The organism is Diaphorobacter sp. ED-3 (assembly GCF_027625375.1).
In the GTDB taxonomy this organism is placed as follows: Bacteria; Pseudomonadota; Gammaproteobacteria; order Burkholderiales; family Burkholderiaceae_C; genus Diaphorobacter; species Diaphorobacter nitroreducens.
The window spans coordinates 3,961,373-3,987,867 of the sequence record NZ_CP115182.1 but is presented as its reverse complement, the minus strand read 5'-3'; the positions used below and the strand labels follow the sequence as shown (position 1 = coordinate 3,987,867).

Below are 26,495 nucleotides of genomic sequence, written 5' to 3'. Positions count from 1 at the left end.
GCCAATTGACGATGGGGCGGGTTTTGATTTATCTCACTTCACAAAGCTTCCCGATTTCCCGCCGTGCTTCTCTAGCACCCTCACCCCCGTCATCAACATCCGCTTGTCCGCCGCCTTGCACATGTCATAGACGGTGAGCAGCGCCACCTGCACGGCGGTCAGGGCCTCCATCTCCACCCCCGTAGGCCCCACCGTTTCCACGGTAGCCGTGCATTGCACAGCGTTGTCGGAAGGCAGCAGTTCGAACTCCACGGCCACGCGCGTCAGGGCCAGGGGGTGGCATAGCGGGATCAGCTCGCTGGTCTTCTTGGCTGCCATGATGCCGGCGATGCGCGCTACGCCGAGCACGTCGCCCTTCTTGGCGGTGCCCGACTCGACCAGCGCCAGTGTGGCGGGCTGCATCTCGATGCGGCCCGTGGCAATGGCCACGCGGTGCGTGGCCGGTTTGGCGCCCACGTCCACCATGTGGGCTTGGCCTTGGGCGTCGAAGTGGGTGAGGGGAGAGGGGGACGTTGTCATAAGGCGGGTTTACAACCGGGTGCGAAACATTCCAATGGCCGGGGCATCATACGGCCATGTGCAGATGGCCGCGATTGATGGCCGGCCCGTTCGCGCGGGTGAAGGAGTGTTGTGCAAGGTTCTCTACAAAATTGGCTTCCAGCGCCCAGCTGGAAAGCGCTGACAGCTTCTTTTTTTATAGCATTTGGCTCCCTGCAAGCACCGGCTGTGGTGGCACAGCCATCGCTGCCCACACTGGGAGACGGCCTGGAGATGACGACCAGCGCCGAGCGCAAGCTGGGCGACCGCATCATCCGCGAGCTGTACCGCGACCCGGATTACATCGATGACGCGGTGCTGAATGAGTATGTGCAGAGCCTGTTCCTGCCACTGGTGCAGGCTGCCAAGGCGCGGGGGGAATTGTCGCCCGAACTCGAGGAACGCTTTGCCTGGGAGATCTTGCTGGGCCGCGACCGTACGGTGAACGCATTTGCCCTGCCGGGCGGCTACTTTGGCGTGCACCTGGGGCTGATCGGCGTGGTGAGCACGCGCGACGAGCTCGCGTCGGTGCTGGCGCACGAACTCAGCCATGTCACCCAGCGCCACATTTCACGCCTGATCGCGCAGCAGGGGCGGCAGACGCCGCTGATGCTGGGTGCGCTGATCCTCGGCGCGCTGGCTGCGAGCCGCAGCCCCGATGCGGCCCAGGCCCTGATGGTGGGTGGGCAGGCGCTGGCCGTGCAGAGCCAGCTGAACTTCTCGCGCGACATGGAGCGCGAGGCCGACCGTGTGGGCTACGGCCTGATGGTGCCCGCTGGCTTTGCGCCGCAGGGCTTCGTGGGCATGTTCGACAAGCTGCAGCAGGCCAACCGCATCAACGACAACGGCAGTTGGCCCTACCTGCGCAGCCACCCCTTGACCACGCAGCGCATTGCGGACATGCACAGCCGCATCCCGCCGGGTGCGGCGCAGCCCGCGCGGGCTACGCTGGAGCACCTGATGATGGCTGCGCGCGCGCGCGTGCTGATGCGCCCCGGTGTCGACGCTTGGCGACAGTGGGTTGCCGAGCCGCAGGACGCCGGCTTTGCCGCACGGCCCGCACCGCAGCGGGTGGCGGCCTGGTATGCGGCCACCCTCAGCGCGGTGCAGTTGGGCGACATGGCGGCTGCGCGCAAGGCGTTGCGTGCGCTGCAGTCCAGCGCAGGTTCCGATGCTGCCGCGTTGCGCCAGGCGCGCCTGCTGGGTGCTGAGCTGGAGCTGGCTGCGGGCGATGCGCCCGCGGCGCTGACGTACCTGCAGGGCAGCGTCGTCACGGAAGGCAGCGGTGTGCCCAGCGCGCCCGCGCCCGCACGGCCAGAGATGCTGCTGCGCACCCAGGCCCTGCTGCGCACGGGCGCGGCAGGCGAGATGGCGGGGCCCTTGCAGACCTGGGTGGCCACGCATCCTCGGGACGCGACCGTCTGGCAGGCGCTGGCGCAGGTATGGCAACAGCAGGGGCAGCCCCTGCGCGCCGTGCGCGCCGAGGCCGAGGCACACGCCGCACGCTATGACTACGCGGCCGCGGTGGATCGTTTCAAGGCGGGGCAGGACCTTGCGCGGCGCAGCAGCGCGGCGGGGGATTACATCGAAGCGTCGATCATCGACACGCGCCTGCGTGCCGTGGAGTCACTTCTTAAGGAACAGGCCGCCGAGCGCTGATTCGATCAGCATGCCCAGCAGAGAGTAGATCAGCGAACCGATCAGCGCGGCGGTAAAGCCGTGTACCTGGAAACCGTCGCCCAGCACCGACGCGGCGGCCCAGAACATGAGCGCGTTGATCACGAAGAGGAACAGCCCGATGGTGACGATGGTCACCGGCAGCGTCAGCACCACGAGGACCGGGCGCAGCACCACGTTGAACAGGCCGATCACAAAGGCCGCGATCAGCGCAGCGCCGAAGCTGCGCACCTCCACGCCGCTGTAGAGGTAGGCCACGCAAAGCAGGGCGGCCGCGCTCAGCAGCCATTTGAGCAGTAGTCGCATGGCGCGCAGCATAGCACCGGGCCGGTGAATGCGCCGCGCCGCATGCGGCATGAGCGCGTGTAAAAAAAGCCGGCCCATCTGCGCTTGCACGCGATGGGCCGGCTGGGCTGAACAGTGGTTTTGCCGAGTCCTGCCGTGCCGATCAGTCGGCGGCCAGCATGAACAGCAGGCCCAGGCTGGCGAGCGAGCCGGGCACCGTCCAGCGCCGTGGCGGTTTGCGCACGATGACCGGCGCGGCGGCGGGCGCTGCGTCGGTCGGGGTGTTCACCTCCTGTTCCAGTTTGGGGCGACGGGCGTCTACCACCCTGCACGCGCCATGCTCGGCCTGCAGCTGCGCCAGCAGCTCGGGCAGCGGCCCCTTGGCCAGTACCGTGCTGATGGGCGCACCCTCCGCCCGCAGCCAGGGCTGCAGCTGGGCAAACAGCTTGTCCGCCCATTTGGCGCGCCAGTTCTCGCGTGCGCTATGGCTCACCCATTTGCTGATGCGGTGCGTCATGCGCGGTGCGCAGGCCACCAGCACCCAGTGGATCGTGCCCGCAGTGGCGGGGGTCGCCAGCGGCTCCAGGACTTGCCGCGCGTAGGCTGCGTCGTCCACATACACGATGACCTTGTCCATGGCGGATCTCCTGTCGGGCCTATGGGTGCGTGTGCAGGAAGGCCTGTTTCAGCCGTGCTGTGCAGGGGCCGTCTTGCCGCGCTGCGCGACGATGGCCTTGCCGACCACCAGCACCAGCAGGGCGCCGGCCACACTGGCGGCGTACTTCAGGGTGTCGGACTGCTCCAGCTTGAACATCCACTGCCACTTGTCGGGGTTGGCCAGCGCGGGGTCGGAGACCAGCATGCCGCCGGCGATCCAGCCCAGCAGCATGCCGCCGGCGGTGATGATGGCCGGGAAGCGCTCCATGAGCTTGATGACCAGTTGGCTGCCCCACACGATGATCGGGATGGAGATCAGCAGGCCCAGCACCACCAGCAGCAGCGAGTGGTCGCCCGCGTTCTGTGCGGCGCCGGCAATGGCGATCACGTTGTCCACGCTCATCACCAGGTCGGCCACGATGATGGTCTTGATGGCGGCCAGCAGCTTGTCGCTCTCGGCCACGCTGCCGTGGCCGTCCTCGTCGGGGGCCAGCAGTTTCACGCCGATCCACACCAGCAGGATGGCGCCCACCACTTTCAGGAAGGGCAGGTTCAGCAGCGTCATCGCGAAGGCGATCAGGACCACGCGCAGGATGATGGCGCCCGCCGTGCCCCAGATGATGCCCTTGGTGCGCTGCGCGGGCGGCAGCTTGCGGCAGGCCAGGGCGATCACCACGGCGTTGTCACCACCGAGCAGGATGTCGATGATGATGATCTGCCCCAGTGCAACCCAGAACTCGGGTGAAGTCAGAAATTCCATAAAGTCCTCGTTATCAGTAACCGAAAGGAGGCCCGCAGCCACTGTAGGTGGCGGTGGGCGGCTCCGCAAGAGAGACACTGCACGGTGACCAGGGACTCGTCCACCCGCGTGGGTTGCGACGCGCGAAGAGGTAAGGACGGCCTTGATCAGCCCCACAGGGCCATCAAAGGTCTTGCTCAGCCGCGTGCGATGCGTGGCGCATGCCGGGCCCGGGCTGCCGGAAGCGGTGCGCTTCGTACTGACGACAGACCGAGGGCCTCCGCACCCCGGGGCGATGGCCGTCAGGACTTGGAGGTCAGGAGCTACTCCCCTTCGAACCTGCGATTGGAACATGCCACGAGGGCGGCGCGCAAGCGGCAGGCGTTTTTTGCGCAAGGCGGTTTGAAGAAAATGTTGCCAGATGCGCGGCGGAATATGTCTGCCATGCTATTTAAAACATAGCGAATGGCCCTGGCGGCCCCGCCGCCATGCGCATGGAACACACCGGGACGGGCGGTATCATCGGCCCGCCCTTACCCGCCATGTCCTGCATCCACATCGCCGATATCGAAGCCGCCATCAATCATTGGCGCGCCCGCGCCCCATCGCCCGATGGCGTGGGACTGGCGCCGGAAATCGAGGCGCTGGCCGAGGTGTATGGCCGCATGGTGTTTGCGCGGGCCGAGGACGTGGCGCCGCAGCAGATGCCCGCCGCGGCGCTGGCGGCGTGGCTGGCCTGGTATGAGACCACGCCCGACACACCGTGCATCGCCATCTGCTCCACCAGCCAGGGGGATGAATGGTGCAAGGGCTGCGGGCGCAGCTTTGCCGAGGTGCAGCACTGGCTGGCGATGAGCCCGATGGACAAGCGCGCCGTGTGGCGGCGCATCACCCGCGAGGGCACGGCGCTGCGCTTCACGCGCTATGCCGAACGTGCGGCCGAGCGCCCCGCCGATTGCGCCGGCGGCGCTCCCGGCGCTGGTTGACCGGCTTTACGGCGGGGCGCGCGGCGGCTAAGGTGGCCGCATGCTGCGTTTGACCCAGGCCCCCGATATCGCCATGGCCACGCTGTGGCGCGACCTACTGTGCGAAGCCGGCATGCCCGCCAGCGTGCAGCGCCAGCATCTGGGCGCGGCGGCGGGCCACCTGCCGCCAGGAGAGTGCCTACCCGAGATCTGGCTGACGTACCCCGAACATGCAGAACGCGCCCGTGCGCTGTTGCGGGAGTTCCAGCATCTGCCGCAGCGCCAATGGCGCTGCCACGCGTGCGGTGAGGCGATCGAGGGCGGCTTCGAGCAGTGCTGGAATTGCGGCGCCTTGATGCCGCAGTAAATTGCTATTTATTCAGGAGCTGGTGGCGCTTGTTGGTCGGGCGCTAGAGGTGTTTTTGCTCAAAACGCCACGTTACTTCCAGCGCAGCGGTTCCACATGCACGCTGCCCAGGGTGCTGCTCAGCGTGAGGCCGCCTTCCTGCACCGTCGCCTGCAGCTGCATGCTGCGCTCGGCCAGTGTTGCCAGTTGCTGGGCGGCGTCGGCGGGCAGGCGCCAGACCTGCAGCTTGTCCAGCCGCGTGAGCTTGTTCTCGATGCCCTTCCACCACACCTCGGCTGCGTGGTGAAAACAATAAACGATGACCGCATCGGATTTGCTGCAGGCCTTGGTCAGCGGCTTGTCCTCGGGCTGCCCGACCTCGATCCACAACCGCTTGCGACCCGTGAAGTCGGTCAGCGATACGTCCGGGTCCTCCGGATCGGACAGGCCCGCGCCGAACGCCAGCGTGCCATCGCCCTGGCAGGTGTCCTGCAGTTCATGGGCCTGCAGCGCCAAGGCGGCCAGCCGCACCATCATGCGCTCGTCGGTCTCGCTGGGGTGGCGCGCCAGGGTGAGTGCATGGTCGGCGTAGTAGCCGTGGTCGATGTCCGCGATTTGCAGGTTCGCCTTGAAGATGGTGGACTTGAGGGCCATGGGATGCTTTCAAAATGAGAGCTGCCCGCGCTTGACTGGCAAGCGCGGGCAGGCAAAAGGCTCAAACCGGCTGGATCAGACGCGGCGCGCCAGCTCGGCCGCCTTGCCGGTATAGCTGCCCGGCGTCATGGCCAGCAGGCGGTCCTTGTCGGCTTGGGGGATCTCCAGGCCGTTGATCAGCGCGTGCAGCGCCTCGGCCGTCACGGTCTTGCCGCGCGTGACTTCCTTGAGCTTCTCGTACGCGCCCTGCACGCCGTAGCGGCGCATCACGGTTTGGATGGGCTCGGCCAGCACTTCCCAGCTGGTGTTGAGGTCGTCGGCCAGGGCTTCTTCGTTCAGCTCCAGCTTGTTCAGGCCGGTCATCAGCGAGGTATAGGCCAGCGCGGCGTAGCCCAGCGCCACGCCGATGTTGCGCAGCACGGTGCTGTCGGTGAGGTCGCGCTGCCAGCGGCTGATGGGCAGCTTTTCGGACAGGTGCCTGAGCAGCGCATTGGCCAGGCCCAGGTTGCCCTCGGCGTTCTCGAAGTCGATGGGATTGACTTTGTGGGGCATGGTGGACGAGCCGATCTCGCCCGCCTTGAGCTTTTGCTTGAAGTAGCCCAGGCTCACGTAGCCCCAGATGTCGCGCGAGAGGTCCACCAGGATGGTGTTGGCGCGGGCGATGGCGTCGAACAGCTCGGCCATGTAGTCGTGCGGCTCGATCTGGATGCTGTAGGGCTGGAAGGTGAGGCCCAGGCCCAGCGGCTCGGGCGTCTCCACGACCTTGCGGCTGAAGGCTTCCCAGTCGAAGTCGGGCCAGGCCGACAGGTGGGCGTTGTAGTTGCCCACGGCGCCGTTCATCTTGCCCAGGATCTTCACGGCCGCGATGCGCTCGCAGGCCGCCTGCAGGCGCACGACCACGTTGGCCAGCTCCTTGCCCACCGTGGTGGGGCTGGCGGTCTGGCCGTGGGTGCGGCTGAGCATGGGCACGTCGGCAAACTGGTGGGCCATCTCGCGCAGCTTGAGCACGATGCGGTCCAGGCCCGGCAGGATGACCTGGTCGCGGCCCGAGCGGATCTGCAGCGCATGGCTGGTGTTGTTGATGTCCTCGCTGGTGCAGGCGAAGTGCACGAACTCGGCAGCCTGCTCCAGTTCGGGGCGGGCCTCGAACTTGGACTTGATCCAGTATTCGACCGCCTTCACGTCGTGGTTGGTGGTCTTCTCGATGTCCTTGATGGCGCTCGCGTCGGCCTCGGAGAAGTTCTTCACCAGGCCCAGCAGGTAGGCGCGCGCGCCGGTGGACAGCGGCTTGAACTCCGCGAATCCCGCGTCCGACAGCGCGATGAACCAGGCCACCTCCACCTGCACGCGGCGGTGCATGTAGCCGTGCTCGCTCATGATGGGACGCAGGGCGGAGAGTTTGGCGGCGTAGCGGCCGTCAAGGGGCGACAGGGCGGTGATGGTGGACAGGCTCATGGGCCGTCATTGTAGGTGGGCGCCTGGAATGCTGAGGGGCTGCGGCCGGCGCGCCCGCCCCTAGAATCGCGCTCACCCGACCAACCCCATCCCCCCTAGGCGCTGCACACCACCATGAAACTGATCGGATCGAATACGAGCCCCTACGTGCGCAAGGTGCGCGTGGTGCTGGCCGAGAAAAAGCTGGATTACCAGTTCGTCGAGGAGAACGTGTGGGCCGACGATACGGCCATCAGCGCGTCCAACCCGCTGGGCAAGGTGCCCTGCCTGATCATGGAGGGCGGTGAGGCGGTGTTCGATTCGCGCGTGATCGTGGAGTACCTGGACACGCTGTCCCCCGTGGGCAAGCTCATTCCCGCCCTGGGGCGCGAGCGCGCCGAGGTCAAGACCTGGGAGGCGCTGGCCGACGGCCTGCTGGACGCCGCCATCCTCGCGCGCCTGGAGGCCACCTGGGCCGGCCGTCGGGACGGCGAGCGCAGCCAGGCGTGGATCGACCGGCAGCTCGCCAAGGCGCGCGCCAGCCTGCAGTCCATGAGCAAGGGGCTGGGCGACAAGCCTTATTGCAGCGGCATCCACCTTACGCTGTCGGACATTGCCGTCGGCAGCGCGCTCGGGTGGCTGGAGTTCCGCTTTCCTGACATCGCCTGGCGCACGGACCACCCCAACCTGGCCCGCCTGATGGACAAGCTGATGCAGCGCCAGAGTTTCATCGACACCCAGCCGCGCTGAACCGCCGACCCACTGGGCCTAAAGAAAAAGCGCGCCTTCCGTGAGGAAGTGCGCGCTTTTTGCTGCGGAATAAAAAAAGTTGCGAAGCGCCCCGAAACGAATGAAGAGAGGGAGGGAGGAGAAGCGCCCCAGGGTTGCAGCCAGGCCGGGCCTGGAAGGCTTCGCAACGTTAAAAACGGTTATTCGGATCACGCCGCGATGGATTCGCGGCCGCGGTTAGCTCCTAGAGTGGGGGTGATGGTAAAAAGTTCCAGATCTCACCCATAAAAAAATTCAAAAAAATTTCACCAAGCCTCAACGCGGCGCCGCCAGTTGCTGCTCGATGGCCTGGATCAGCGCTTTGCTGTGGGGTTCCACCGAACTTCCGTAGCTTCCCACCACCTTGCCCGAACGGCTGACCAGGTACTTGTGGAAGTTCCAGCGTGGCGTCTGGCCCGCGGACGCTGCGGCGAGCTGGCGGTACAGCGGCAGGGCTTCGCTGCCCTTTACGTGACTCTTGGCAAACATCGGGAAGCGCACGCCAAACGTATTTTCGCAGAACTGGGCGATCTCGGTGTTACTGCCGGTTTCTTGTGCAAAGTCGTTCGACGGAAAGCCCAGCACCACCAGCCCTTGGTCGCGGTAGCGCGCGTACAGCTCTTCCAGGCCCTGGTATTGGCCGGTGAAGCCGCAGTAGCTGGCCGTGTTGACCACCAGCAGCACCTTGCCGGCGTATTGGCACAAGGCCTGCGGCGCCTCGTCCTGCAGGCGCGGCACGGTGTGCTGCAGCAGGGCGGGGCAGGCCTGGGCGTCTACTGCGGGAGTTGCCGCAACATCCGCCGCCTGGGCGGCGGGGGGCCCAGCAGCGTGGCGCATAGGAGCAGCGGCAAGGTCAGGCGTGGCATGGTGCAGGGATGGCAGGGATGGCAGGGATGGCAGGGATGGCAGGGAGGGCAGGGAGGGCAAAAGCCCATACACGCCGCCATTGCACCATGTCTGCAGGCGGCGAAAAAGCTTTTGGCTATCGACCATGCTGAAAGCATGGGTTTCACCTTGTTGCGATCTGACCGCCCGCGATGCCGCGTATTTGCTATTAAAAATATAGCTTCTAGCGCTTGCTGTCAAAGCGCTGGAGCCCTAAAACATGCTAGACCCTAGCTGGGTGCCCGCGCCTCGCCTGCCTGCGCCTCGCGCGCATGGGGACGACGCAGTACCCGGTGGCGCAGCCATTGCTCGAAGTCGTCCACATAGGTGAACACCGCCGGCACCACCAGCAGGCTGAGCACCGTGGAGGTGATGAGGCCGCCGATCACGGCCACGGCCATGGGGGAGCGGAAGCTCATGTCCGCGCCGCCCAGCGCCAGGGCAATGGGCATCATGCCGGCGCCCATGGCCAGCGTGGTCATGATGATGGGGCGCGCGCGCTTGTGGCAGGCGTCCAGCAGCGCGTCCATGCGGCTCATGCCGTGGCGCCGCGCCACGATGGCGTATTCCACGAGCAGGATGGAGTTCTTCGTGGCGATGCCCATGAGCATGATGAGCCCGATGAGCGACGGCATCGAGAAGCTCTTGCCGGCCAGCAGCAGCGCGACGAACGCCCCGCCCAGCGACAGCGGCAGCGCCGCGAGGATGGTGACCGGCTGCAGGAAGTCCTTGAACAGCAGCACCAGCACGATATAGATGCACACCACGCCGGTGAGCATGGCCAGGCCGAAGCTGGCGAACAGCTCGCCCATCATCTCGGCGTCGCCCACGTCGATCAGGCGCACGCTGGCAGGCAGGCCCCGTACGGCGGGCAGCTGGCGCACGGCCTCGGTGACCTCGCCCAGGCCGCGCTCGCCCAGCTCGATCTCGAAGTTCACGTTGCGCGAGCGGTCGTAGCGGCTGATGACCGCGGGGCCGCCGGCCAGCGACAGCTCGGCCACCTCGCCCAGGCGCACCGGGCCGTGCGCGCCGGGCAGCGTGAGGCGCTCCAGCACCGACAGGTCTTCGCGCGCAGCATCCTCCAGGCGCACGACGATGGGCACCTGCCGCTGCGCCAGGTTGAGCTTGGGCAGGTACTGGTCGTAGTCGCCCACGGTGGCCACGCGCAGCGTCTCGGCGATGGCGCTGCTGGTGACCCCCAGGTCGGCGGCGCGGGCGAAGTCGGGACGCACGGCGATCTCCGGGCGCACCAGGCTCGCCGTGGAGCTCACGCCGCCAATGCCCGCGATGGTGCGGATGTCCCGCTCCACCGCGCGGGCGGCGGCCGCAAGCGCCTGCGGGTCTTCGCTGGCCAGCGCCAGGATGTACTTGTCGTTGGAGCCGCCCAGGCCCACCTTCACGCGCACGCCGGGCAGCTCTTGCATGGCGGCGCGCAGGCGCTGCTCGATCTCCTGCTTGCGCGGGCGCTCGCCCCGCGGCGTCATGCGCAGCGTGAGCGTGGCCTTGCGCGGGTCACCCGCACCCGCGCCGGCGAACGGGTCGGCCCCGGCCGAGCCGCCGCCGATCGTGGTGTAGATGCTCTCCACATGGCCCACGCCCATGGCGCGCTCGGTGGCCAGGGCCACCACGGCGCGCGTGTCGGCCAGCTTGGCGCCGGGCGGCAGCTCCAGCGTGACCTGGGTCTGGGCGTTGTCGTCCGCCGGGATGAAACCCGAGGGCAGCAGCGGGATCAGCGCCAGCGAGCCCACGAAGAACAGCAGCGCGCCCAACAGCGTGAGGACGCGGTGCTTCAGGCACCAGTGCGAGGCACGCATGTACGCGGCCAGCCAGCGCGGCTCCTTCTCGTGGCCCACCATGGGCTTCATGATGTAGGCGGCCATCATCGGCGTGAGCAGGCGCGCCACGACGAGCGAGGCGAACACCGCCAGCGCCGCCGTCCAGCCGAACTGTTTGAAGAACCGCCCGGCGATTCCGCTCATGAATGCGGTGGGCAGGAACACGGCGATCAGCGTGAAGGTGGTGGCGATCACGGCCAGGCCGATCTCGTCGGCTGCCTCCATGGCCGCCTGGTACGGCGTCTTGCCCATGCGCAGGTGGCGCACGATGTTCTCCACCTCCACGATGGCATCGTCCACCAGGATGCCCACCACCAGCGACAGCGCCAGCAGCGTGATGATGTTGATGGAAAAGCCCAGCAGGTGCATGCCGATGAAGGCCGGTATCACCGACAGCGGCAGCGCCACGGCGGACACGATGGTGGCGCGCCAGTCGCGCAGGAACAGCCACACCACCACCACCGCGAGGATGGCGCCCTCGTACAGCAGCTTCATCGAGCTGTCGTACTCGTCCTGTGCGATGTCCACGAAATCCACCGTGCGCGTGAGCTGCAGGTGCGGGTGGTCGGCCATCAACTGGTCCAGCGCGCGCTGCACGCCCGCGCCCACCTCCACCTCGCTGGCGCCGCGGCTGCGCGAGACCTCGAAGCCGATGACCGGTTTGTCGCCCAGCAGCGCGGCGGTGCGTGGCTCGGCCACGGTGTCGGTCACGGTGGCCACCTGGTCCAGGCGGACATGGCGGCCGCCGGACAGCGCGATCTCCAGCGCCGCGATCTCCTGCGCCGTCTGCACCGTGGCCAGCGTGCGCAGCGGCTGCTCGGCCCCGCCCAGCTCGGCGCGACCGCCCGCGCTTTCCACCTGCACCTGGCGCAGCTGGCGCGAGACTTCGGCCGCGGTGGCGCCCAGCGCCTGCAGCTTGAGCGGGTCCAGCGCCACGCGCACCTCGCGCGCCACGCCGCCCACGCGGTTCACCGCGCCCACGCCGGGCACGGCCAGCAGGCGGCGCGTGAGCGTGTCGTCCACGAACCACGACAGCGCCTCGTCGTCCAGCTTGTCGGATGCGATGGCGAACGCCAGGATGGGCTGGGCCGACAGCTCCAGCTTGGTGACGATGGGGTCGCGCAGGTCGGCCGGCATGTCGGCGCGCACGCGCGAGACGGCCGAGCGCACGTCGTCCACCGCCTCCTGCACGGGCTTTTCGAGCTGGAACTCGGCGGCGATGGTGGCCGTGCCGTCGGTCAGCGTGGAGGTGATGTGCTTGAGCCCCTGGGTGGTGGCGATGGCGTTCTCGATCTTGCGCGCCACGTCGCTCTCCAGCTGCCCCGGCGCCGCGCCGGGCAGGGAGGCCGTGACCATGACCACGGGCAGGTCCATGTCGGGAAAGTTCTGCACCTTCATGGACCGGAAGGCCAGCAGTCCGGCCAGCGTGAGCAGCACGAACAGCATGGCCGCCGGGATGGGGTTGCGGATCGACCAGGCGGAGAGGTTCATGGTCGCTCCTTATTTGCTAGCTGCTTGCGCTTGAGGGACGGGCGCTGCAGCCTCTTTTGGTGCTGAATCTGCGGCAGGCGCAGCCTGCACGCGCACCAGGTCGCCGTCGTTCAGGAAGGCGCCGCCTCGCGCCACGATGCGCGCCTGGGGCGCCAGGCCCGAGGTGATGGCCACGCGCTCGCCGCTGCGCTCACCGGTCTGCACGCGGTGCATGGCCACGCGCGAGTCCGTGCCTACCTCGAACACGTGCGAGAAGCCGTCGCGCACCACCACGGCCGACAGGGGCACCAGCAGCGCGTCGCGCTCGCCCAGCAGGAACTCGCCGCGCGCGAACATGCCCGCCCTTATCTCGCGGTGCGCCGGCAGGTCCACGTACACCAGCGCATTGCGCGTCTGCGGGTCCACCGTCGGGGCCAGCATGCGCACCGTGCCTTCCACCTGCGCGCCGCTGGCGGCCGTCACCACCGCCTTGGCACCGGGACGGATGCGGGGCAGCTCGCTGGAGGTGACCTCCGCGCGCCACTCCAGCCGGCCCTTGCGCACCATGCGAAACAGCTCGGTGCCTGCACCCACCACCGCGCCCACGGTGGCCGTGCGCGCGGAGATCACGCCACTGTCGGGCGCCAATACCTGGGTGTGTTTCAGGCGCAGCTGCTGGGCGTTGAGCGCCGCCTGTGCCGCCGCCACGCGGGCCTGTGCGGTCTGCGCGCCGGTGGCGTATTGCTGGATCTGCTGCTGGCTCAGCGCACCCGAGGCGCTCAGGGTGTTGGCGCGGTCGGCGTTGGCCTGCGCCTCGGCCTGGGCGGCGCGGGCCTCCAGCAGGCTGGCGCGGGCCTGGGCCACGTCGGCCTCGATGGTCTCGGGCGCGAAGGTGGCCAGCACCTGGCCGGCGCGCACCGTGTCGCCCACGTTCACGCGCACGTCGGTCAGCCGCAGGCCGCTCACCTCGGCGCCAATGCTGGCCTCCTGCCACGCGGCCACGTTGCCGTTGGCCGGCAGGCGCTGGGTCACGTTGCCGCGCTGCGGCTGGGTGGTGGCCACGGTGAGGGCGGGGCGCGGCCCCTCGGCCTGTGCGGAGTCCTCGACATGGGTGGGGCCGCTGCCCAGCAGGACGGCGGTGGTCGCGGCAAGCCCCAGCAAAGCCAGGGCGATCAGGGTGCGGGTCGGTGTCAGGCGCGGCATGGCGGTCGAAAGGGATTTAGTGCGAAGAAGAAGGGGGCGTGGTGGCCGCCTGCGTGGAAGTCTGGGCCGCCGGCGCGTCGGCCTCGGGCGTCCAGCCGCCGCCGGCCGCGCGGTACAGCGCCACCCAGGCGGCCATGCGCTCTTGCTCCAGCGCGACCACGGCGGTGTCCGAGGCGAGGGCGGTGCGGCGGGCATCCTCCAGTTCCACCAGGCTCGCCAGGCCGGCGCGCCAGCGCTCCTGCGTGGCGGTGAAGGAGCGGCGGTAGTCCTCGGCGGCGCGCCGGGCGTCGGTGCTGCGGCGCGCGGTGCTGTCCAGCCGCGCCAGGGCCTGCTCCACCTCGCTCACGGCCTGGCGCACCTGCGCGCGGTAGGCCTGCGCGGCGCTGTCGTAGCGCGCACGGGCGGCATCCACCTGCGCGGCGCGGCGACCGCCGTCGAACAGCGGCAGCGTGACGGCCAGCGGGCCGATGGACCAGGTGTTGCTGGTGGCTTGCACCCCCGCGGTGCGCACCAACCCGCGGCCAATGGTGCCGCTGAGCGTGAGGCGCGGGTAGCGCTGCGCCTGGGCGTCGCCCACCTCGGCACTGGCGGCCGCCACCTCGCGCTCGGCGGCGTACACGTCGGGCCGCTGCGCCAGCGTCTGCGCGGGCAGGCCGTCGATGCTGAACAGCTGCTCGGGCGGGTGCAGCGGCGGCGCGGCAGCCAGCTGCGTGCGCAGCAGGGGCTCGTCGCGCCCGGTGAGGGCCACCAGTGTCTTGACGATCACCTCGCACTGCAGGCGCTGCTGCTCGGCGCGCACCGCGCTGTCGGCCTGGCTGGCCGTGGCCAGCGCGGCAGTGGCGGGGGCGGTGAAGCCGGCGCGTTCGCTCTCGCGCGTGAGGCGGGCCGTTTCGCCGCGCGAGCGCGCATCCGCCTGCGCCACTTGCAACTGGCGCGCGCAGTGGTGCCAATTGCTGTACTGCAGAGCCGTCTCGGCCGCCACGGAAACGCGGGCCTCGTGCCACTGCGCCTGAGCACCGGCCAGGCGCTCGCGCGCGGCGTCCGCCACGGCGGCGTTGCGGCCGAACAGGTCGATCTCCCAGCCGGCCTGCAGCCCCGCCTGCGCGGTGGTGGCCACGCCGCGCACCTGCTCGTTGAAGCCGCGGCTGGCGCTGGCCTGCGCGTCCAGGCTGGGCAGCAGCGCCGCGCGTGCGGCCGTCTGCTGCGCGCGGGCCTGTGCCAGACGGGCGCCGGCCTCGGCCACCGTGGGACTGAGGGCCTGTGCGTCCACGATCAGCGCGCCCAGCAGCGGGTCGCTGTGGCGCTGCCACCAGTCGGCCAGATCGGCCACGCTGCCTTGGTGGGGCAGCGGTGCGTGCCAGGCGGCGGGTGCGGGTGCCTGCACGGCCGCGGGCGGGCGTTGCACGGCGCAGGCGGCCAGTGCCAGGGGCAGGGTGGAAAGCGCAAGGCGCTGGAGGACGGGGCGCTTCATGGTGCGGTAGACCTGCGGGCGGTGCGCCGGCGGGGCGTGGAAGAGGTCGAAGGAGAGGGCGAGGCCGGGGCCGAAGGGGTGGCAGGCTGAGCGCGCGTACGCCGGCGCCGCTCGGTGGCCACCATGGCCATGGCGTAGTCGGCCAGGCGTTCCGCCCACTGGTCCACGGCCGCCGGGGATGCGAGCAGCTGTGGCTGCATGGCGCACACCACTTCCTGGTGGCTCCACAGCTGAAAGGCCAGTCCGGTGACGGTGAGCGTGAGGCGGTGCAGGTCGTCGTCGGCCTGCGGCAGCCCCAGGTGCCGGCACAGCAGCGCGGCCATGGCCTCGTTGGGTGCGCGCACGTCTTTTGCCAGCTCGATCTGCCACTGCGCCGTGGGCTCCAGCATTTCACGGATGTGCAGCCGCACCACCTGGCGTGCCATCTCGCCGTCGTGCAGCGGCCCCAGCGCGCCCTGGTAGAAGCAGTGCAGCGCGGCGCGCAGGGACAGGCAGGGGCGCATGAAGTCGGGCACCAGCGATTGCAGCGAGCCGAAGGGCGCGGAAAACAGCGCCGCGTACAGCGCGGCCTTGTCGCCGAAGTAGTAGCTCACCGAGGCCACGTTGACCTGGGCCTCGGCGGCGATCGCGCGGATCGAGGTCTTGGCGTAGCCCTGTTCGGAAAAACAGTTTGAGCGCCGCCATCAGCAGCCGGGTGCGCGCCGGCGGCGGGCTGTCGCCGGGGGCGCCGGGGCGGGGGGGCGGGGGGGCGAGAGGGGGGGCGGACGTCGTCATCGCGGCGCATTAGACCGCGATGAATCAAACGTTTGTTTGATTTTTACGGGGCGCTACATCTGCGCACGAATGGAAATTCCATGTATCAAAAGTGCCCCTTGCGCTTTATGGGTAAGCGCTAATAGCTATGAAAAATATAGCTAAATGCCGTAGCCGACTCAGCCGAACACGGCGCGCCACAGCGCGCGCACGGCGCCTTGCTCGGCGGCCAACGTCTCGGGCGGCACGCGGGTGGGCTCTTCGTTGAGCCGCGCGCGGTGCTGCACGTGGCGCAGCGTGCGGTAGGCGTCGGCGGCGGCGCGGCCCACGCCCGCAGGCAACAGGCCGGCGGCCTCGGCGCGCTGCAGCAGCGCGATGTTGCCCACGTTGCCCTGCAGCTCGGGGTGCGCCGCGGAGTGCGCCAGCACCAGGTACTGCACGGCGAACTCGGCATCCACCATGCCGCCGGGGCTGTGCTTCACGTCGAACTGGTCCGCAGGCGCCGGGTGGGCGCTGCGCACGCGCTCGCGCATGGCGACGATCTCGCTGCGCAGCGCGGCGGCATCCCGCGGCGCGGTGATCACGGCCTGGCGCACGGCGTCGAAGCGCGCGTGCAGGCCTTCGCTGCCCATCACGAAACGCGCGCGCGTCATGGCCTGGTGCTCCCAGGTCCAGGCGGTGTTGCTGCCGCGCTGCTGCTGGTAGTCGGCATAGGCCTGGAAGCTGGTCACCAGCAGGCCCGAATTGCCGTTGGGCCGCAGGGCGGTGTCGATCTCGAACAGGTCGCCCTCGCCGGTCTTCACGGTGAGCCAGTTGATGAGCTTGCGCGCGAAGGCGGCGTAGACCTCGGGGGCACGCTCGTCGTCGTCGTCGAACACGAAGACGATGTCCAGGTCGCTGCCGTAGCCCAGTTCCTTGCCCCCCAGCTTGCCGTAGCCAATGATGGCGAACTGCGGCTGCTCACGGTGGCGGTTGCGCAGCCGGCCCCAGCACCACTCGGCCGTGACGCGCAGCACGCTGTCGGCCAGCGCGGACAGGTCGTCCGCCACCTGCTCCACGGTGATGCGCCGCTCCACGTCGCGCGCCAGCGTGCGGAAGGTCTCGGCATGGTGGGCGCGGCGCAGCAGGTCGAGCAGGTTCTCGTCGTCGTCCTCGCCCGTGGACTGCAGCGCGGCCAGGCGCAGTCCCAGTTCGCGTTCGAAGTCGGCGGGCACGAAGCGCTCGGACAGCAGGGCGTCGCCCGCCAGCTCGTCGATCACCCCGGGGTGCTGCATCATGTAGCGCGCGGGCCACCTGGCGGCGCCCAGCAGGTGCAGCAGATGCTCGTGCACCGAGGGGCGCTCCAGCAGCAGCGCCAGGTAGCTCTCGCGGCGCAGCAGTGGCTCCAGCCAGCCCACCAGGCGCACGGCGGCGTCCTCGTTGACCTGGCCCTCGGCCAGCCAGCGCCCGGTGCGTTGCACGATGCGAAACAGCCGCGCGCGCGCCTCATCGCGCAGGCCCTGCACGCGCGGATGGGTGCGCCACTCGGCCACGCGCTCGCGCACCTTGGCGGGCAGTTGCTCCAGCAGCGCCTCCAGGTCGGGGGCGGGCGACGCAGCCGCTGCGGCACGCGGGCCGCCGCATCCGCCATTGCTGCATTGCTTGTGGCCCGTGCCGCCGAGCAGGATGTCGAACTCCTGGGCCACCAGCTCGCGGTGCGCGTCCAGCGCGCGCAGGAAGTCGCAGCAGTTCAGGCCCAGGGTGCGTGCGATCCAGGCCAGATCATCGTCGCGCGTGGGCAGCACATGGGTCTGCTGGTCGTCCAGGTACTGGATACGGTGCTCCACGCGGCGCAGGAAGGTATAGGCGGCCGCCAGCTGCTCGGCCGTCTCCTGCGGCATGAGGCCGGCACGGGCCAGGCGTTCCAGGGCCTCCAGCGTGGGGCGGCAGCGCAGTTCGGGGAACTGGCCGCCGCGCACCACCTGCAGCAGTTGCACGGTGAACTCGATCTCGCGGATGCCGCCGCGCGAGAGCTTCACGTCATTGGCGCGCTCGGGGTGGCCGGCGCTGCGCTTGGCGGCGTGGTCGCGGATCTGGCGGTGCAGCGAACGCAGTGCATCGAACACGCTGTAGTCCAGGTAGCGGCGGAAGACGAAGGGCAGCACCACGCCGCGCAGCGCCTGCACGTTCGGCATGTCCAGGCAGTCCAGCGGCGCCACCACGCGGCTCTTGAGCCAGGCAAAGCGTTCCCATTCGCGGCCATGCACCAGCAGGTATTCCTCCAGCGACGCCAGCGACACGGCTGGTGGCCCCGAGTTGCCGTGCGGGCGCAGGGCCAGGTCCACGCGGAACACGAAGCCGTGCTCGGTGGTGTCGCCCAGCAGGCTGTAGATGGCCTTGACCGCGCGGGCGAAGTATTCGTGGTTGGAGAGCTTGCCGCGCCCGTCGGGCTGGCCGGCGGTTTCGCCCTCGTGTTCGTAGACGTAGATCAGGTCGATGTCGCTGGAGACGTTCAGCTCGCGCGCGCCGAGCTTGCCCATGCCCACGATCCACAGCTGCACGGGCTGGCCCTGGGGCCCCAGCGGCGCGCCGTGGCGCGCGTCCAGCTCGGCGCGGGCGTGCCGGCAGGCGCGGTCCAGTGCCAACTCTGCCAGCCGGGTCACGGCCAGGGTGATGTCGGACAGCGGTGCGGCCTGGTCGCAGTCCAGCGTGATCAGCCGCTCCATCACCAGTTGGCGCAGGATGCGCAGCGCCGCGCCCAGGTCGTGGCCGCGCGCCAGCAGGGCGTCGCAGGCCTGGGCCATGGTCTCGCGGGTGGGCACGCCCGGTGGCAGCAGAGCCAGCTCGGCCTGGTAACGGCGGTGCAGGCGCTGGTGGAAGCGCGAGTATTCCGACGGCGGGCTGCCGGCGGTCACGGGATCAGTCGAAGGCATCTGCATGGCAAGGGCTGCTCGGTGCGCTCGCGGGCCACGCCGGGGCGCGGCCGTACATAACGACACCGTGGGGTGCTGAACCCTCAGAGGATGTGCGGGTCATAATTCCTGCCATCGTTTCGCCCGCCATGACAGAGTCTCCGCCCCATCCCTCCCGCCTTCTCAAACTCGTGGCGGGCTGTGCGCGATGGGGATTGGTCGCCTTGGTGACCTTCTGGTTGCTGCTGGCGGCCGCCTGGGGGGGGCTGCATGGCTGGATTGTGCCGCGTATCGGCGACTTCCGTCCGCAGCTGGAACAGCAGGCCCAACGGGCACTGGGGGTACCTGTGCGCATCCATTCCATCAGCGCGCGCAGCGAAGGGCTGATCCCCTCGGTGGAGCTGAAGGACGTGGCCTTGCTGGACGCCCAGGGACGCGAGGCGCTGCGCCTGCCGCGCGTGATGGTGGCGCTGTCGCCGCGCTCGCTGCTGCGCTTTGGGTTCGAGCAGATCTATATCGAAGGCCCCGAGCTGGACATGCGCCGCGAGCGCGACGGGCGCATCGTCATCGCGGGCCTGGCCTTCCGCGACAGCGCCGAGGGCGACAGTGCGGCGGCCGACTGGCTGTTCTCCCAGGCCGAGGTGGCGATTCGCGCCGGCACGCTGCGCTGGACCGACGAGCAGCGTAGCGCCGAGCCGCTGGCGCTCACCGAGGTGAGTGTGGTGCTGCGCAACAGCGCGCGCCGCCACCAGGTGCGCCTGGACGCCACGCCGCCCGCCGAATGGGGCGCACCCTTTACCTTGCGCGGCCAGTTCCGCCAGCCGCTGCTGTCCACGCACAGCGGCGACTGGCAGCGCTGGAGCGGCGAGCTGTTCGCCCACTTCCCGCGCGTGGACGTGTCGCGCCTGCACCGGCACGCCGATCTGGAGGGGCTGCAGGTCGCGCAGGGCCGGGGCGCCGTGCGCGCGTGGGTGGATGTGCAGCGCGGCCAGATCGGCGGCGGCACGGTGGACATGGCACTCGACGAGGTCAACGCTACCCTGGGCAAGAACCTGCGCCCACTGGCGCTGCGCACAGTGACGGGGCGGGTGGGCGGTCGCTGGCTGGACCACGGCTTTGAGCTGTCCACCCAGAATCTGCAGTTCGTGGCCGACGATGGCTTGCGCTGGCCCGGCGGCAATCTGGCGCTGCGCCACAGCGGACAGGGCCAGGCAGGCCGAGAGCGTGGCGAACTGCAGGCAGACCGGCTGGACCTGGCCGCCCTGGCGCAGATCGCGAGCCGGCTGCCCCTGGGCGACACCGTGCACGGCGCGGTGCGCGACTATGCGCCGCGCGGTCTGGTGGAGCAGTTGCGGGCCGAATGGCAAGGGCCGCTGGCGCAGCCGCAGAAGTACCAGGTTCGCGGCAAGGTCGCAGGGTTGGCGCTGGCGGCGGACGACGCCGTGCCTACCGTCGCCGGCCTCAGTGGTGCGCAGGTGTCTTTCGATCTCACCCAGGCGGGGGGGCAGGCCGAGTTGGCCATGGCCGACGGGACTCTGCGCCTGCCCGGCGTGTTTGAAGAGCCCGTAGTGCCCGTGCAGCGGCTGGAAGCGGGGGTGCGCTGGCAGATCGAGGGCGAGCGCATCGCGGTCCAGACCAGCCAGCTGCGCTTTGCCAATGCGGACGCCCAGGGCGAGGCGCGGCTGAGCTGGCACACGGGCGACCCTGCGGCGTCGCCTGCGCGCGCGCGCTTTCCGGGGGTGCTGGACCTTTCGGGCACGCTGTCGCGGGCCGATGGCACGCGCGTGCATCGCTACCTGCCGCTCACCGTGCCAGCGGAGTCGCGGCACTATTTACGCGACGCCATCCTTGCGGGGACCGCCAGCCAGGTGCAGTTCCGCGTGAAGGGCGACCTGCACGACTTTCCCTATGGCCATGTTCCGCGCGAGGGCGAATTCCACATCGCAGCGCGTGTCAAGGACGTGACGTACGGCTATGTGCCACCGGCGCTGTTGCACGCGGGCGACCGGCCCTGGCCGGCTCTCACGGCACTGTCGGGGGAGCTAGTGTTTGACCGCGCGGGCATGGAAGTGCGCAACGCCACGGGGCGCTTTGCCGGGTATCCCGCGCTGCGGGTGCAGAAAGTGAACGCGAAGATCGCGGACCTGCAGCACACCGAAGTGGTGGTCGGGGCCGACGTGCGCGGCCCGCTGCCCGACATGCTGGCGCTGGTGAGCGCCTCGCCCATCTCCCGGCTTACGCAGGGGGCGCTGGACCGGGCCGCCGCCACCGGCGTGGCCGAACTGCAGCTGGGCCTGACGCTGCCCATCAGCCGTATTGACCAGTCCACCGTGCGCGGCAGCGTCACCCTGGCGGGCAACGACGTGCACTTTGTGCCCGAGGCGCCCCTGGTGAACGCGGCCCGGGGCGTGGTGCAGTTCAGCCAGAGCGGTTTCACGCTGGTTGGCGTGCAGGGACGCGCCCTGGGGGGCGAGGTACGGCTGGAAGGCGGCATGAATGCGGCGCCGGCGGGGGCTGGAGAGTCCTCGGTGCGCGTGCGTGCGCGCGGCACAGCCACCGCCCAGGGTCTGCGCGAGGCACAGCAGCTGGGCCTGGTGTCGCGGCTGGTGCGCGGCGCCAGTGGCAGCGCCGCCTACACGGTGGCCGTGGGGGTGCGGCGGGGAGTGGCCGAACTGCAGGTGGCCAGCGACCTCGTCGGTCTTTCGCTGACGGCGCCCGCGCCACTGGGCAAGGCAGCGCAGGCCCCGTTGCCCGTGCGCTTCGAGAACCGCTTGACGCCCGAGGCCGCAGCCTCGGATACCGCGCCCTTGCAGGACGAATTGACGCTGGAGTTGGGCGACGTGGGCAGGCTCAACTACCTGCGCGCACTGGACGGGCCGCAGGCGCGCGTGCTGCGCGGCGCGCTCGCCATCGGCGTGCCGCCGGCGCAGATGCCCGCGCCTCCCGTCCAGGGTGTCGCGGCACACGCCGTGTTGGGTGCGCTGGACGTGGATGCGTGGACGGCGCTGTTGCAAGAGCCCTCGGCACCGTCAGCACAGGCACAGGCAGTAGTGCCGGCACCCGCGCCCTCCGGGGAGGCACTGGCCACCGATTACCTGCCCACCAGCCTGGCCGTGCGTGCCGCCACGCTCACGCTGCACGGGCGCACGCTGCACGACGTGGTGGTGGGGGCGTCGCGGCAGGGCGCCGTGTGGCGTGCCAACGTGGATGCCGATGAGCTGGACGGGTACCTGGAGTACCGCCCTGCCGGCGCGTCCGCGCCGCGTGCCGATGCGGCCCAGGGGCTGCTGCACGCCCGGCTGGCGCGGCTGGCCATTCCGCAGATGGCCGAGACGCAGGTCAACGCGCTGCTCGATGCGCGCGAACCGGGCACGCTGCCGGCGCTGGACATCGTGGTGGAGGATTTCGAGTTGCGCGGACGGCGCCTGGGGCGCATCGAGATCGAGGCGCGCAACCGCGGCACGGAGGGCGGCCAGCGCGAGTGGCGCCTGTCCAAGTTCAATCTGACCGCCCCCGAGGCCGTGCTGACCTCGCAGGGCCACTGGGCGCTGGTGGGCAGCGGGGCGCAGGCGCAACGGCGCACGGTGATGGACTTCGAGCTGGACATCCGCGATTGCGGCGCCTTGCTGGCACGCTTTGGCATGGATGGCGTGGTGCGCCACGGCAAGGGACGCATCGGGGGCCAGGTGGGTTGGCTGGGCTCGCCGTTGTCACCCGACTACCGCACCATGAGCGGCCAGATAAATGTGAACGTGGAGGCAGGCCAGTTCCTCCAGGCCGACCCGGGACTGGCCAAGCTGCTGAGCGTGTTGAGCCTGCAATCCCTGCCGCGGCGCTTCGCGCTGGACTTCCGCGACGTGTTCAGCGAAGGCTTCGCATTCGACTTCGTGCGTGGCGACATGCGCATCGAAAACGGTGTGGCCACCACCAACAATCTGCAGATGAAGGGCGTGAATGCCGCCGTGCTCATGGAAGGCAGCGCCGACATCGAACGCGAGACGCAGGACCTGCACGTGGTGGTCGTGCCCGAAATCAACGCCATGACGGCTTCCCTCGTGGCCACGGCGATCAACCCCGTCATCGGCCTGGGCAGTTTCCTCGCGCAGGTTTTCCTGCGCGGCCCGCTGATCCAGGCCGCCACGCAGGAATTCCGCATCGACGGCACCTGGTCAGAACCGCGTGTGGAGCGCATCCAGCGCCGCAAGAGCGCTGCGCCGGAAGGCGCAGCGAGCCCTACCGTTCCACCGGCATCAGGAGACAAACCATGAAAGTCGCAGCCTTGCAAATGGTCTCTGGCGTCGCGCTGCAGGCCAACCTGGCGCAGGCGCGCCATCTGCTGGAGCAGGCGGCGCAGGCCGGCGCGGAGCTGGCGGTGCTGCCCGAGTATTTCTGCGCCATGGGCTTGGCCGATGCGGACAAGCTGGCGCTGCGCGAGACCATGGGCGACGGCGTGGTCCAGCGGTTTCTGGCGCAAGCGGCGCGCGAGCTGGGCCTGTGGGTGGTGGGCGGCACGCTGCCGCTGGTGTGCGACAGCGAAGAGCGCGTGCACAACACCACGCTGGTGTTCTCGCCCGCGGGCGACTGCGTGGCGCGTTACGACAAGATCCACCTGTTCCGCTTCGACAACGGCACTGAATGCTTCGATGAGGCGCGCGTGATCCAGGCCGGGCGCGAGAGCGTGCGCTTTGCCCTGCCGGCGCGGGATGGCAACGTGTGGCGCGTGGGGTTGTCGGTGTGCTACGACCTGCGCTTCCCCGAGCTGTACCGCCAGCACGCGCGCGCGGGTGCCGACCTGCTGCTGGTGCCCAGCGCCTTCACCTACACCACCGGCCGGGCCCACTGGGAGGTGCTGCTGCGTGCGCGCGCCGTGGAGAACCTGGCCTATGTGCTGGCGCCGGCGCAGGGCGGAACGCACGAGAACGGCCGGCGCACCTGGGGCCACAGCATGCTGGTGGACCCCTGGGGCAGCGTGCTGGCCCAGCAGCCCGAGGGCGCGGGCGTGGTCCTGGGTACGCTGGATGCGGCGCATCTGCGCCAGGTGCGGCGCCAGCTGCCGGCGCTTGAGCATTGCGTGCTCTGATGGGCGGCACCGTGGAGCGCGGCGGACCGGCGGGCGGGCGGGACAGAGATGCTGCGGGCCCGCAGCAGGGCCCGCAGTCGCTGCTGCCCCCTTCGGCGCCCCAAGACGGGCCCCAGGACAAGGTACCCCGTCGGTGGCGCCGCTGGGTGGGTGCGTGGCGGCGCTGGTCCCTGTGGACGCTGCTGGTGGCGCTGGTGGCGGGCATGCTGGTTACCCAGGTATGGCTGGCTGGCCGCTACGAGGCCAGCCAGGTGCAAAGCCGCCTGGAACGCGACACTGCCGACGCCGTGGCCGACATCCGCAACGCCTTCGCGCACAACCTGCAGAACCTGCAGGCGCTGCAGGCGGGCGACCCCGATCTGGCCGCGTGGGAGGCGCGCGCGGCCGAGCTGCTGAGCACGCGCCGCGAGCTGGTGCGCATCGAATGGCGGGACACGCAGCTGCTGCTGCGCGCACATGCGGAGTCGCCCTATCGCCCCCTGCCGTGGGACGCCACCACGCGCAGCGGCACGCATTCGGAGACCATGCTGGCCTGTACCAACGCCCGGCGCATCACCGGCCCGTCGTACTCCAGCAGCTATTTCCAGCCCCTGCCCGACGGCATGGGCGCCGAGATGATGGAGGTCTGCCTGCCGTTGATCCAGGACGGACGCGTGCGCGGCTTCCTGGTGGCTACCTACGCGCTGCAGACCGTGCTGCAGGACTTGGTGGCGCCCAGCCTGCAGCGCACCCAGGAGGTGTCGTTCACCGAGGCCGACGGCACGCGGCTGGCGCTGGTGGGCGCGCTGCGCCGCGGCTCGCGCATGTTCACGGCGCAGCAGCTGTTCGACCTGCCGGGCAACACCCTCGTGCTGCGCATGGACGGCTGGCACGCCGCGCCCAGCGTGTTTCCCAACGTCCTCACGGCCCTGGTCACGGCCATGTCGATCGCGCTGGTGTCGGTGCTGGTGGTGCTGGTGCGCGACAACCGGCGCCGCCTGCGCGCCGAGCGCGACCTGGGCGACGCGCTGGCTTTTCGCAAGGCGATGGAGGATTCGCTGGTCACGGGGCTGCGTGCGCGCGACCTCAACGGCCGCATCACCTATGTGAACCCGGCGTTCTGCGACATGGTGGGCTTTCCCGCATCCGAGCTGGTGGGCCAGACGTCGCCGCTGCCCTACTGGCCGCCCGAGCACGCGCAGGAATATGCGGAGCGGCAGGTGGTGCGTATGTCGGGCCGGCTCGACCCGCCGCGCGAAGGGTACGAATCCACCTTCATGCGCAGGGACGGCACGCGCTTTCCCGTCATGATCTACGAAGCGCCGTTGATCAACGCACAGGGTCTGCACACGGGGTGGATGGGCTCGTTTCTCGACGTGAGCGAGCAGCGGCGCGTGGAGGAGCTGTCGCGCACGTCGCTGGAGCGCCTGCAGGCCACGGCACGCCTGGCCACGGTGGGGGAGATGGCATCGCTGCTGAGCCATGAACTGAACCAGCCGCTGGCGGCCATCTCCAGCTATGCCAACGGCTCGCTCAACCTGCTGGAGCCGGCGCCGGGCGCCGAGTTGCCGTCGCCCCAGGACCTGCAGGACGTGCGCGTGGGCGTGCAGCGCATTGCAGCGCAGGCCGAGCGCGCGGGCCGCGTGATCAAGAGCGTGCACGACTTCGTGCGGCGCCGCGACCAGACCCGCGAGCCGGTCAGCGCGCAGGACCTGTTCGATGCGGTGCTGCCCATCATCCGGCTGCAGGCGCGCAAGCTGGGCGTGCGCGTGGTGCTGTCGATCGAGGACGGCCTGCCGCCCGCGCTGTGCGACCGCACCATGGTCGAGCAGGTGCTGTTGAACCTCACGCGCAACGCCATGCAGTCCATGGACGACCCGCAGATCCATCCGCGCATCCTCGATCTGCGGGTGCGGCGCGCGGCCTCCAATGCGTCCAACAGCTGGCTGGAGTTCTCGGTGGCCGACATGGGCATGGGCATTCCGGAGGACGTGGCCGAGAGACTGTTCACGCCGTTCTACACCACCCGCGTCGAAGGCATGGGCCTGGGGCTGAGCCTGTGCCGCACCGTGGTGGAGCAGCATGGAGGCTTTCTGGACCATGCGGCGCGTGAGCCGCGTGGTACGGTATTCACTTTCACCCTGCCCGCATTTCAGAAAGCCGACCCCTGATGGAACCCGCCTCCAACGCCACTGTGTACATCGTGGACGACGACGCCGAGGTGCGCGAGGCGCTGGCTTGGTTGCTGCGCTCGCGCCGTGTGCTCAGCGAGGCGTTCGCCAGCGCCGAAGCGTTCGAGACCATGCTGGCCGAGCGCACCGCCAGCGGCCTCATGCAGCGCCAGCCCTGCTGTCTGCTGCTGGACGTGCGCATGCCGGGCGGCATGAGCGGCCTGGCGCTGTTCGACAAGATGGTGGAGCGCGGCGACACCGCGGGCATGCCGGTGATCTTCCTCACGGGCCACGCCGACGTGCCCACCGCCGTGGCCACGGTCAAGCGCGGCGCGTTCGACTTCTGCGAGAAGCCGTTTTCCGACAATCAGCTCGTGGACCGCATACAAGCAGCGCTGGAGCTGTCGGCCCGGCACATCGAGGCCTGCCGCGCGCGCCACGAACTGCAGGACCGGCTGGCCGACCTGACCGACCGCGAGCGCGATGTGATGCGGTTGGTGGTCGAAGGCCTGCCCAACAAGCTCATCGCCGATCAGCTCGACATCAGCGTGCGCACGGTGGAGGTGCACCGCGCGCGCGTGTTCGACAAGATGCAGGTCAAGTCGGCGGTGGAGCTTGCCAACCTGCTGCGCGCCGCGCCACCGGCGTAAAAAAAGACGCGGGCCCTTGCGGGCGCGCGTCGTCTTCGTCTTCAC

The 26,495-nt window shown here is 69.6% G+C and carries 20 protein-coding genes; 8 read left to right on the top strand and 12 right to left on the bottom strand.

Annotated features, from left to right (window positions below; translation table 11 throughout):
* Positions 1-33: 33 nt before the first annotated feature.
* Positions 34-519 carry a cyclic pyranopterin monophosphate synthase MoaC gene (moaC, locus tag PCQ86_RS19210; RefSeq protein WP_270174510.1) on the bottom strand — a complete coding sequence of 162 codons (486 nt, stop codon included), beginning with the start codon at positions 517-519 and terminating at the stop codon, positions 34-36.
* A gap of 111 nt (positions 520-630) precedes the next feature.
* Between moaC and PCQ86_RS19205 the strand changes: the two genes are divergently transcribed.
* The gene (locus PCQ86_RS19205) at positions 631-2,196 is read left to right on the top strand and encodes a M48 family metalloprotease (RefSeq protein ID WP_270174509.1); all 1,566 of its coding nucleotides are present in this window, start codon (positions 631-633) and stop codon (positions 2,194-2,196) included.
* On the opposite strand, the gene PCQ86_RS19200 is transcribed toward PCQ86_RS19205, so the two are convergent.
* The 3 genes from PCQ86_RS19200 to PCQ86_RS19190 form a co-directional block, all read right to left on the bottom strand.
* Positions 2,164-2,520 carry a phage holin family protein gene (locus tag PCQ86_RS19200; protein ID WP_041836445.1) on the bottom strand — a complete coding sequence of 119 codons (357 nt, stop codon included), beginning with the start codon at positions 2,518-2,520 and terminating at the stop codon, positions 2,164-2,166. The two genes, PCQ86_RS19205 and PCQ86_RS19200, sit on opposite strands and share 33 nt — an antisense overlap.
* Positions 2,521-2,662: 142 nt before the next feature.
* A complete protein-coding gene (locus PCQ86_RS19195; RefSeq protein ID WP_103738377.1) occupies positions 2,663-3,136 on the bottom strand; it encodes a hypothetical protein in 474 nt (157 codons plus the stop codon).
* A gap of 48 nt (positions 3,137-3,184) precedes the next feature.
* Positions 3,185-3,916 (bottom strand): TerC family protein, encoded by a 732-nt coding sequence (locus PCQ86_RS19190; protein ID WP_015914595.1) that lies wholly within the window; start codon positions 3,914-3,916, stop codon positions 3,185-3,187.
* A gap of 521 nt (positions 3,917-4,437) precedes the next feature.
* Here PCQ86_RS19190 and PCQ86_RS19185 point away from each other — a divergent pair.
* Together PCQ86_RS19185 and PCQ86_RS19180 are read left to right on the top strand one after the other, a co-directional pair.
* Positions 4,438-4,881 (top strand): DUF3717 domain-containing protein, encoded by a 444-nt coding sequence (locus PCQ86_RS19185; protein ID WP_103738417.1) that lies wholly within the window; start codon positions 4,438-4,440, stop codon positions 4,879-4,881.
* A gap of 40 nt (positions 4,882-4,921) precedes the next feature.
* Positions 4,922-5,227, top strand: a complete 306-nt coding sequence (locus PCQ86_RS19180; RefSeq protein ID WP_011807111.1) for a putative signal transducing protein — start codon at positions 4,922-4,924, stop codon at positions 5,225-5,227.
* A 72-nt stretch (positions 5,228-5,299) separates the two neighbouring features.
* Here PCQ86_RS19180 and PCQ86_RS19175 read toward each other — a convergent pair whose 3' ends face one another.
* Complete coding sequence (locus PCQ86_RS19175) at positions 5,300-5,860, bottom strand: YaeQ family protein (RefSeq protein WP_011807110.1); 561 nt, start codon at positions 5,858-5,860, stop codon at positions 5,300-5,302.
* A 75-nt stretch (positions 5,861-5,935) separates the two neighbouring features.
* Positions 5,936-7,315, bottom strand: a complete 1,380-nt coding sequence (gene purB, locus PCQ86_RS19170; RefSeq protein WP_270174508.1) for an adenylosuccinate lyase — start codon at positions 7,313-7,315, stop codon at positions 5,936-5,938.
* Between the two features lie 114 nt (positions 7,316-7,429).
* Here purB and PCQ86_RS19165 point away from each other — a divergent pair, with 114 nt between their 5' ends.
* Positions 7,430-8,044, top strand: a complete 615-nt coding sequence (locus PCQ86_RS19165; protein ID WP_270174507.1) for a glutathione S-transferase family protein — start codon at positions 7,430-7,432, stop codon at positions 8,042-8,044.
* 294 nt (positions 8,045-8,338) lie between these two features.
* Here the strand turns inward: PCQ86_RS19165 and PCQ86_RS19160 are convergent, their stop codons facing one another.
* The 6 genes from PCQ86_RS19160 to glnE all read right to left on the bottom strand — a co-directional run bounded on the left by PCQ86_RS19160 (position 8,339) and on the right by glnE (position 18,597).
* Positions 8,339-8,899, bottom strand: coding sequence for a glutathione peroxidase (locus PCQ86_RS19160; protein ID WP_270174506.1), 561 nt, complete (start codon positions 8,897-8,899; stop codon positions 8,339-8,341).
* A gap of 278 nt (positions 8,900-9,177) precedes the next feature.
* Entirely contained in the window at positions 9,178-12,273 is a 3,096-nt protein-coding gene (locus PCQ86_RS19155) for an efflux RND transporter permease subunit (protein WP_270174505.1), read from the bottom strand.
* Between the two features lie 9 nt (positions 12,274-12,282).
* A complete protein-coding gene (locus tag PCQ86_RS19150) occupies positions 12,283-13,455 on the bottom strand; it encodes an efflux RND transporter periplasmic adaptor subunit (protein WP_270174504.1) in 1,173 nt (390 codons plus the stop codon).
* A gap of 16 nt (positions 13,456-13,471) precedes the next feature.
* Positions 13,472-14,926, bottom strand: a complete 1,455-nt coding sequence (locus tag PCQ86_RS19145; RefSeq protein ID WP_088888086.1) for an efflux transporter outer membrane subunit — start codon at positions 14,924-14,926, stop codon at positions 13,472-13,474.
* Complete coding sequence (locus PCQ86_RS19140; protein ID WP_270174503.1) at positions 14,923-15,528, bottom strand: CerR family C-terminal domain-containing protein; 606 nt, start codon at positions 15,526-15,528, stop codon at positions 14,923-14,925. Before PCQ86_RS19140 ends, PCQ86_RS19145 begins: the two co-directional genes overlap by 4 nt.
* Positions 15,529-15,858: 330 nt before the next feature.
* Positions 15,859-18,597, bottom strand: coding sequence for a bifunctional [glutamate--ammonia ligase]-adenylyl-L-tyrosine phosphorylase/[glutamate--ammonia-ligase] adenylyltransferase (glnE, locus tag PCQ86_RS19135; RefSeq protein ID WP_270174502.1), 2,739 nt, complete (start codon positions 18,595-18,597; stop codon positions 15,859-15,861).
* A gap of 122 nt (positions 18,598-18,719) precedes the next feature.
* Between glnE and PCQ86_RS19130 the strand changes: the two genes are divergently transcribed.
* From PCQ86_RS19130 to PCQ86_RS19115, 4 genes are read left to right on the top strand one after another with little or no spacing between them, the layout of a single operon-like run.
* A complete protein-coding gene (locus PCQ86_RS19130) occupies positions 18,720-22,838 on the top strand; it encodes a YhdP family protein (RefSeq protein ID WP_270174501.1) in 4,119 nt (1,372 codons plus the stop codon).
* A complete protein-coding gene (locus PCQ86_RS19125; protein ID WP_011807100.1) occupies positions 22,835-23,650 on the top strand; it encodes a carbon-nitrogen hydrolase family protein in 816 nt (271 codons plus the stop codon). Before PCQ86_RS19130 ends, PCQ86_RS19125 begins: the two co-directional genes overlap by 4 nt.
* Positions 23,650-25,800: a two-component system sensor histidine kinase NtrB gene (locus PCQ86_RS19120; protein WP_270175467.1), complete on the top strand. Its 2,151-nt coding sequence runs from the start codon at positions 23,650-23,652 to the stop codon at positions 25,798-25,800. The genes PCQ86_RS19125 and PCQ86_RS19120 overlap by 1 nt, the downstream gene beginning before the upstream one ends.
* The gene (locus PCQ86_RS19115) at positions 25,800-26,450 is read left to right on the top strand and encodes a response regulator transcription factor (RefSeq protein ID WP_011807098.1); all 651 of its coding nucleotides are present in this window, start codon (positions 25,800-25,802) and stop codon (positions 26,448-26,450) included. The genes PCQ86_RS19120 and PCQ86_RS19115 overlap by 1 nt, the downstream gene beginning before the upstream one ends.
* Positions 26,451-26,495 lie beyond the last annotated feature (45 nt).

What these genes read in the sequence shown, in the direction of transcription:
- moaC (WP_270174510.1), bottom strand. Translation starts at nt 519, where the DNA reads ATGACAACGTCCCCCTCTCCCCTCACCCACTTCGACGCCCAAGGCCAA.
- PCQ86_RS19200 (WP_041836445.1), bottom strand. Translation starts at nt 2,520, where the DNA reads ATGCGACTACTGCTCAAATGGCTGCTGAGCGCGGCCGCCCTGCTTTGC.
- PCQ86_RS19195 (WP_103738377.1), bottom strand. Translation starts at nt 3,136, where the DNA reads ATGGACAAGGTCATCGTGTATGTGGACGACGCAGCCTACGCGCGGCAA.
- PCQ86_RS19190 (WP_015914595.1), bottom strand. Translation starts at nt 3,916, where the DNA reads ATGGAATTTCTGACTTCACCCGAGTTCTGGGTTGCACTGGGGCAGATC.
- PCQ86_RS19185 (WP_103738417.1), top strand. Translation starts at nt 4,438, where the DNA reads ATGTCCTGCATCCACATCGCCGATATCGAAGCCGCCATCAATCATTGG.
- PCQ86_RS19180 (WP_011807111.1), top strand. Translation starts at nt 4,922, where the DNA reads ATGCTGCGTTTGACCCAGGCCCCCGATATCGCCATGGCCACGCTGTGG.
- PCQ86_RS19175 (WP_011807110.1), bottom strand. Translation starts at nt 5,860, where the DNA reads ATGGCCCTCAAGTCCACCATCTTCAAGGCGAACCTGCAAATCGCGGAC.
- purB (WP_270174508.1), bottom strand. Translation starts at nt 7,315, where the DNA reads ATGAGCCTGTCCACCATCACCGCCCTGTCGCCCCTTGACGGCCGCTAC.
- PCQ86_RS19165 (WP_270174507.1), top strand. Translation starts at nt 7,430, where the DNA reads ATGAAACTGATCGGATCGAATACGAGCCCCTACGTGCGCAAGGTGCGC.
- PCQ86_RS19160 (WP_270174506.1), bottom strand. Translation starts at nt 8,899, where the DNA reads ATGCGCCACGCTGCTGGGCCCCCCGCCGCCCAGGCGGCGGATGTTGCG.
- PCQ86_RS19155 (WP_270174505.1), bottom strand. Translation starts at nt 12,273, where the DNA reads ATGAACCTCTCCGCCTGGTCGATCCGCAACCCCATCCCGGCGGCCATG.
- PCQ86_RS19150 (WP_270174504.1), bottom strand. Translation starts at nt 13,455, where the DNA reads ATGCCGCGCCTGACACCGACCCGCACCCTGATCGCCCTGGCTTTGCTG.
- PCQ86_RS19145 (WP_088888086.1), bottom strand. Translation starts at nt 14,926, where the DNA reads ATGAAGCGCCCCGTCCTCCAGCGCCTTGCGCTTTCCACCCTGCCCCTG.
- glnE (WP_270174502.1), bottom strand. Translation starts at nt 18,597, where the DNA reads ATGCAGATGCCTTCGACTGATCCCGTGACCGCCGGCAGCCCGCCGTCG.
- PCQ86_RS19130 (WP_270174501.1), top strand. Translation starts at nt 18,720, where the DNA reads ATGACAGAGTCTCCGCCCCATCCCTCCCGCCTTCTCAAACTCGTGGCG.
- PCQ86_RS19125 (WP_011807100.1), top strand. Translation starts at nt 22,835, where the DNA reads ATGAAAGTCGCAGCCTTGCAAATGGTCTCTGGCGTCGCGCTGCAGGCC.
- PCQ86_RS19120 (WP_270175467.1), top strand. Translation starts at nt 23,650, where the DNA reads ATGGGCGGCACCGTGGAGCGCGGCGGACCGGCGGGCGGGCGGGACAGA.
- PCQ86_RS19115 (WP_011807098.1), top strand. Translation starts at nt 25,800, where the DNA reads ATGGAACCCGCCTCCAACGCCACTGTGTACATCGTGGACGACGACGCC.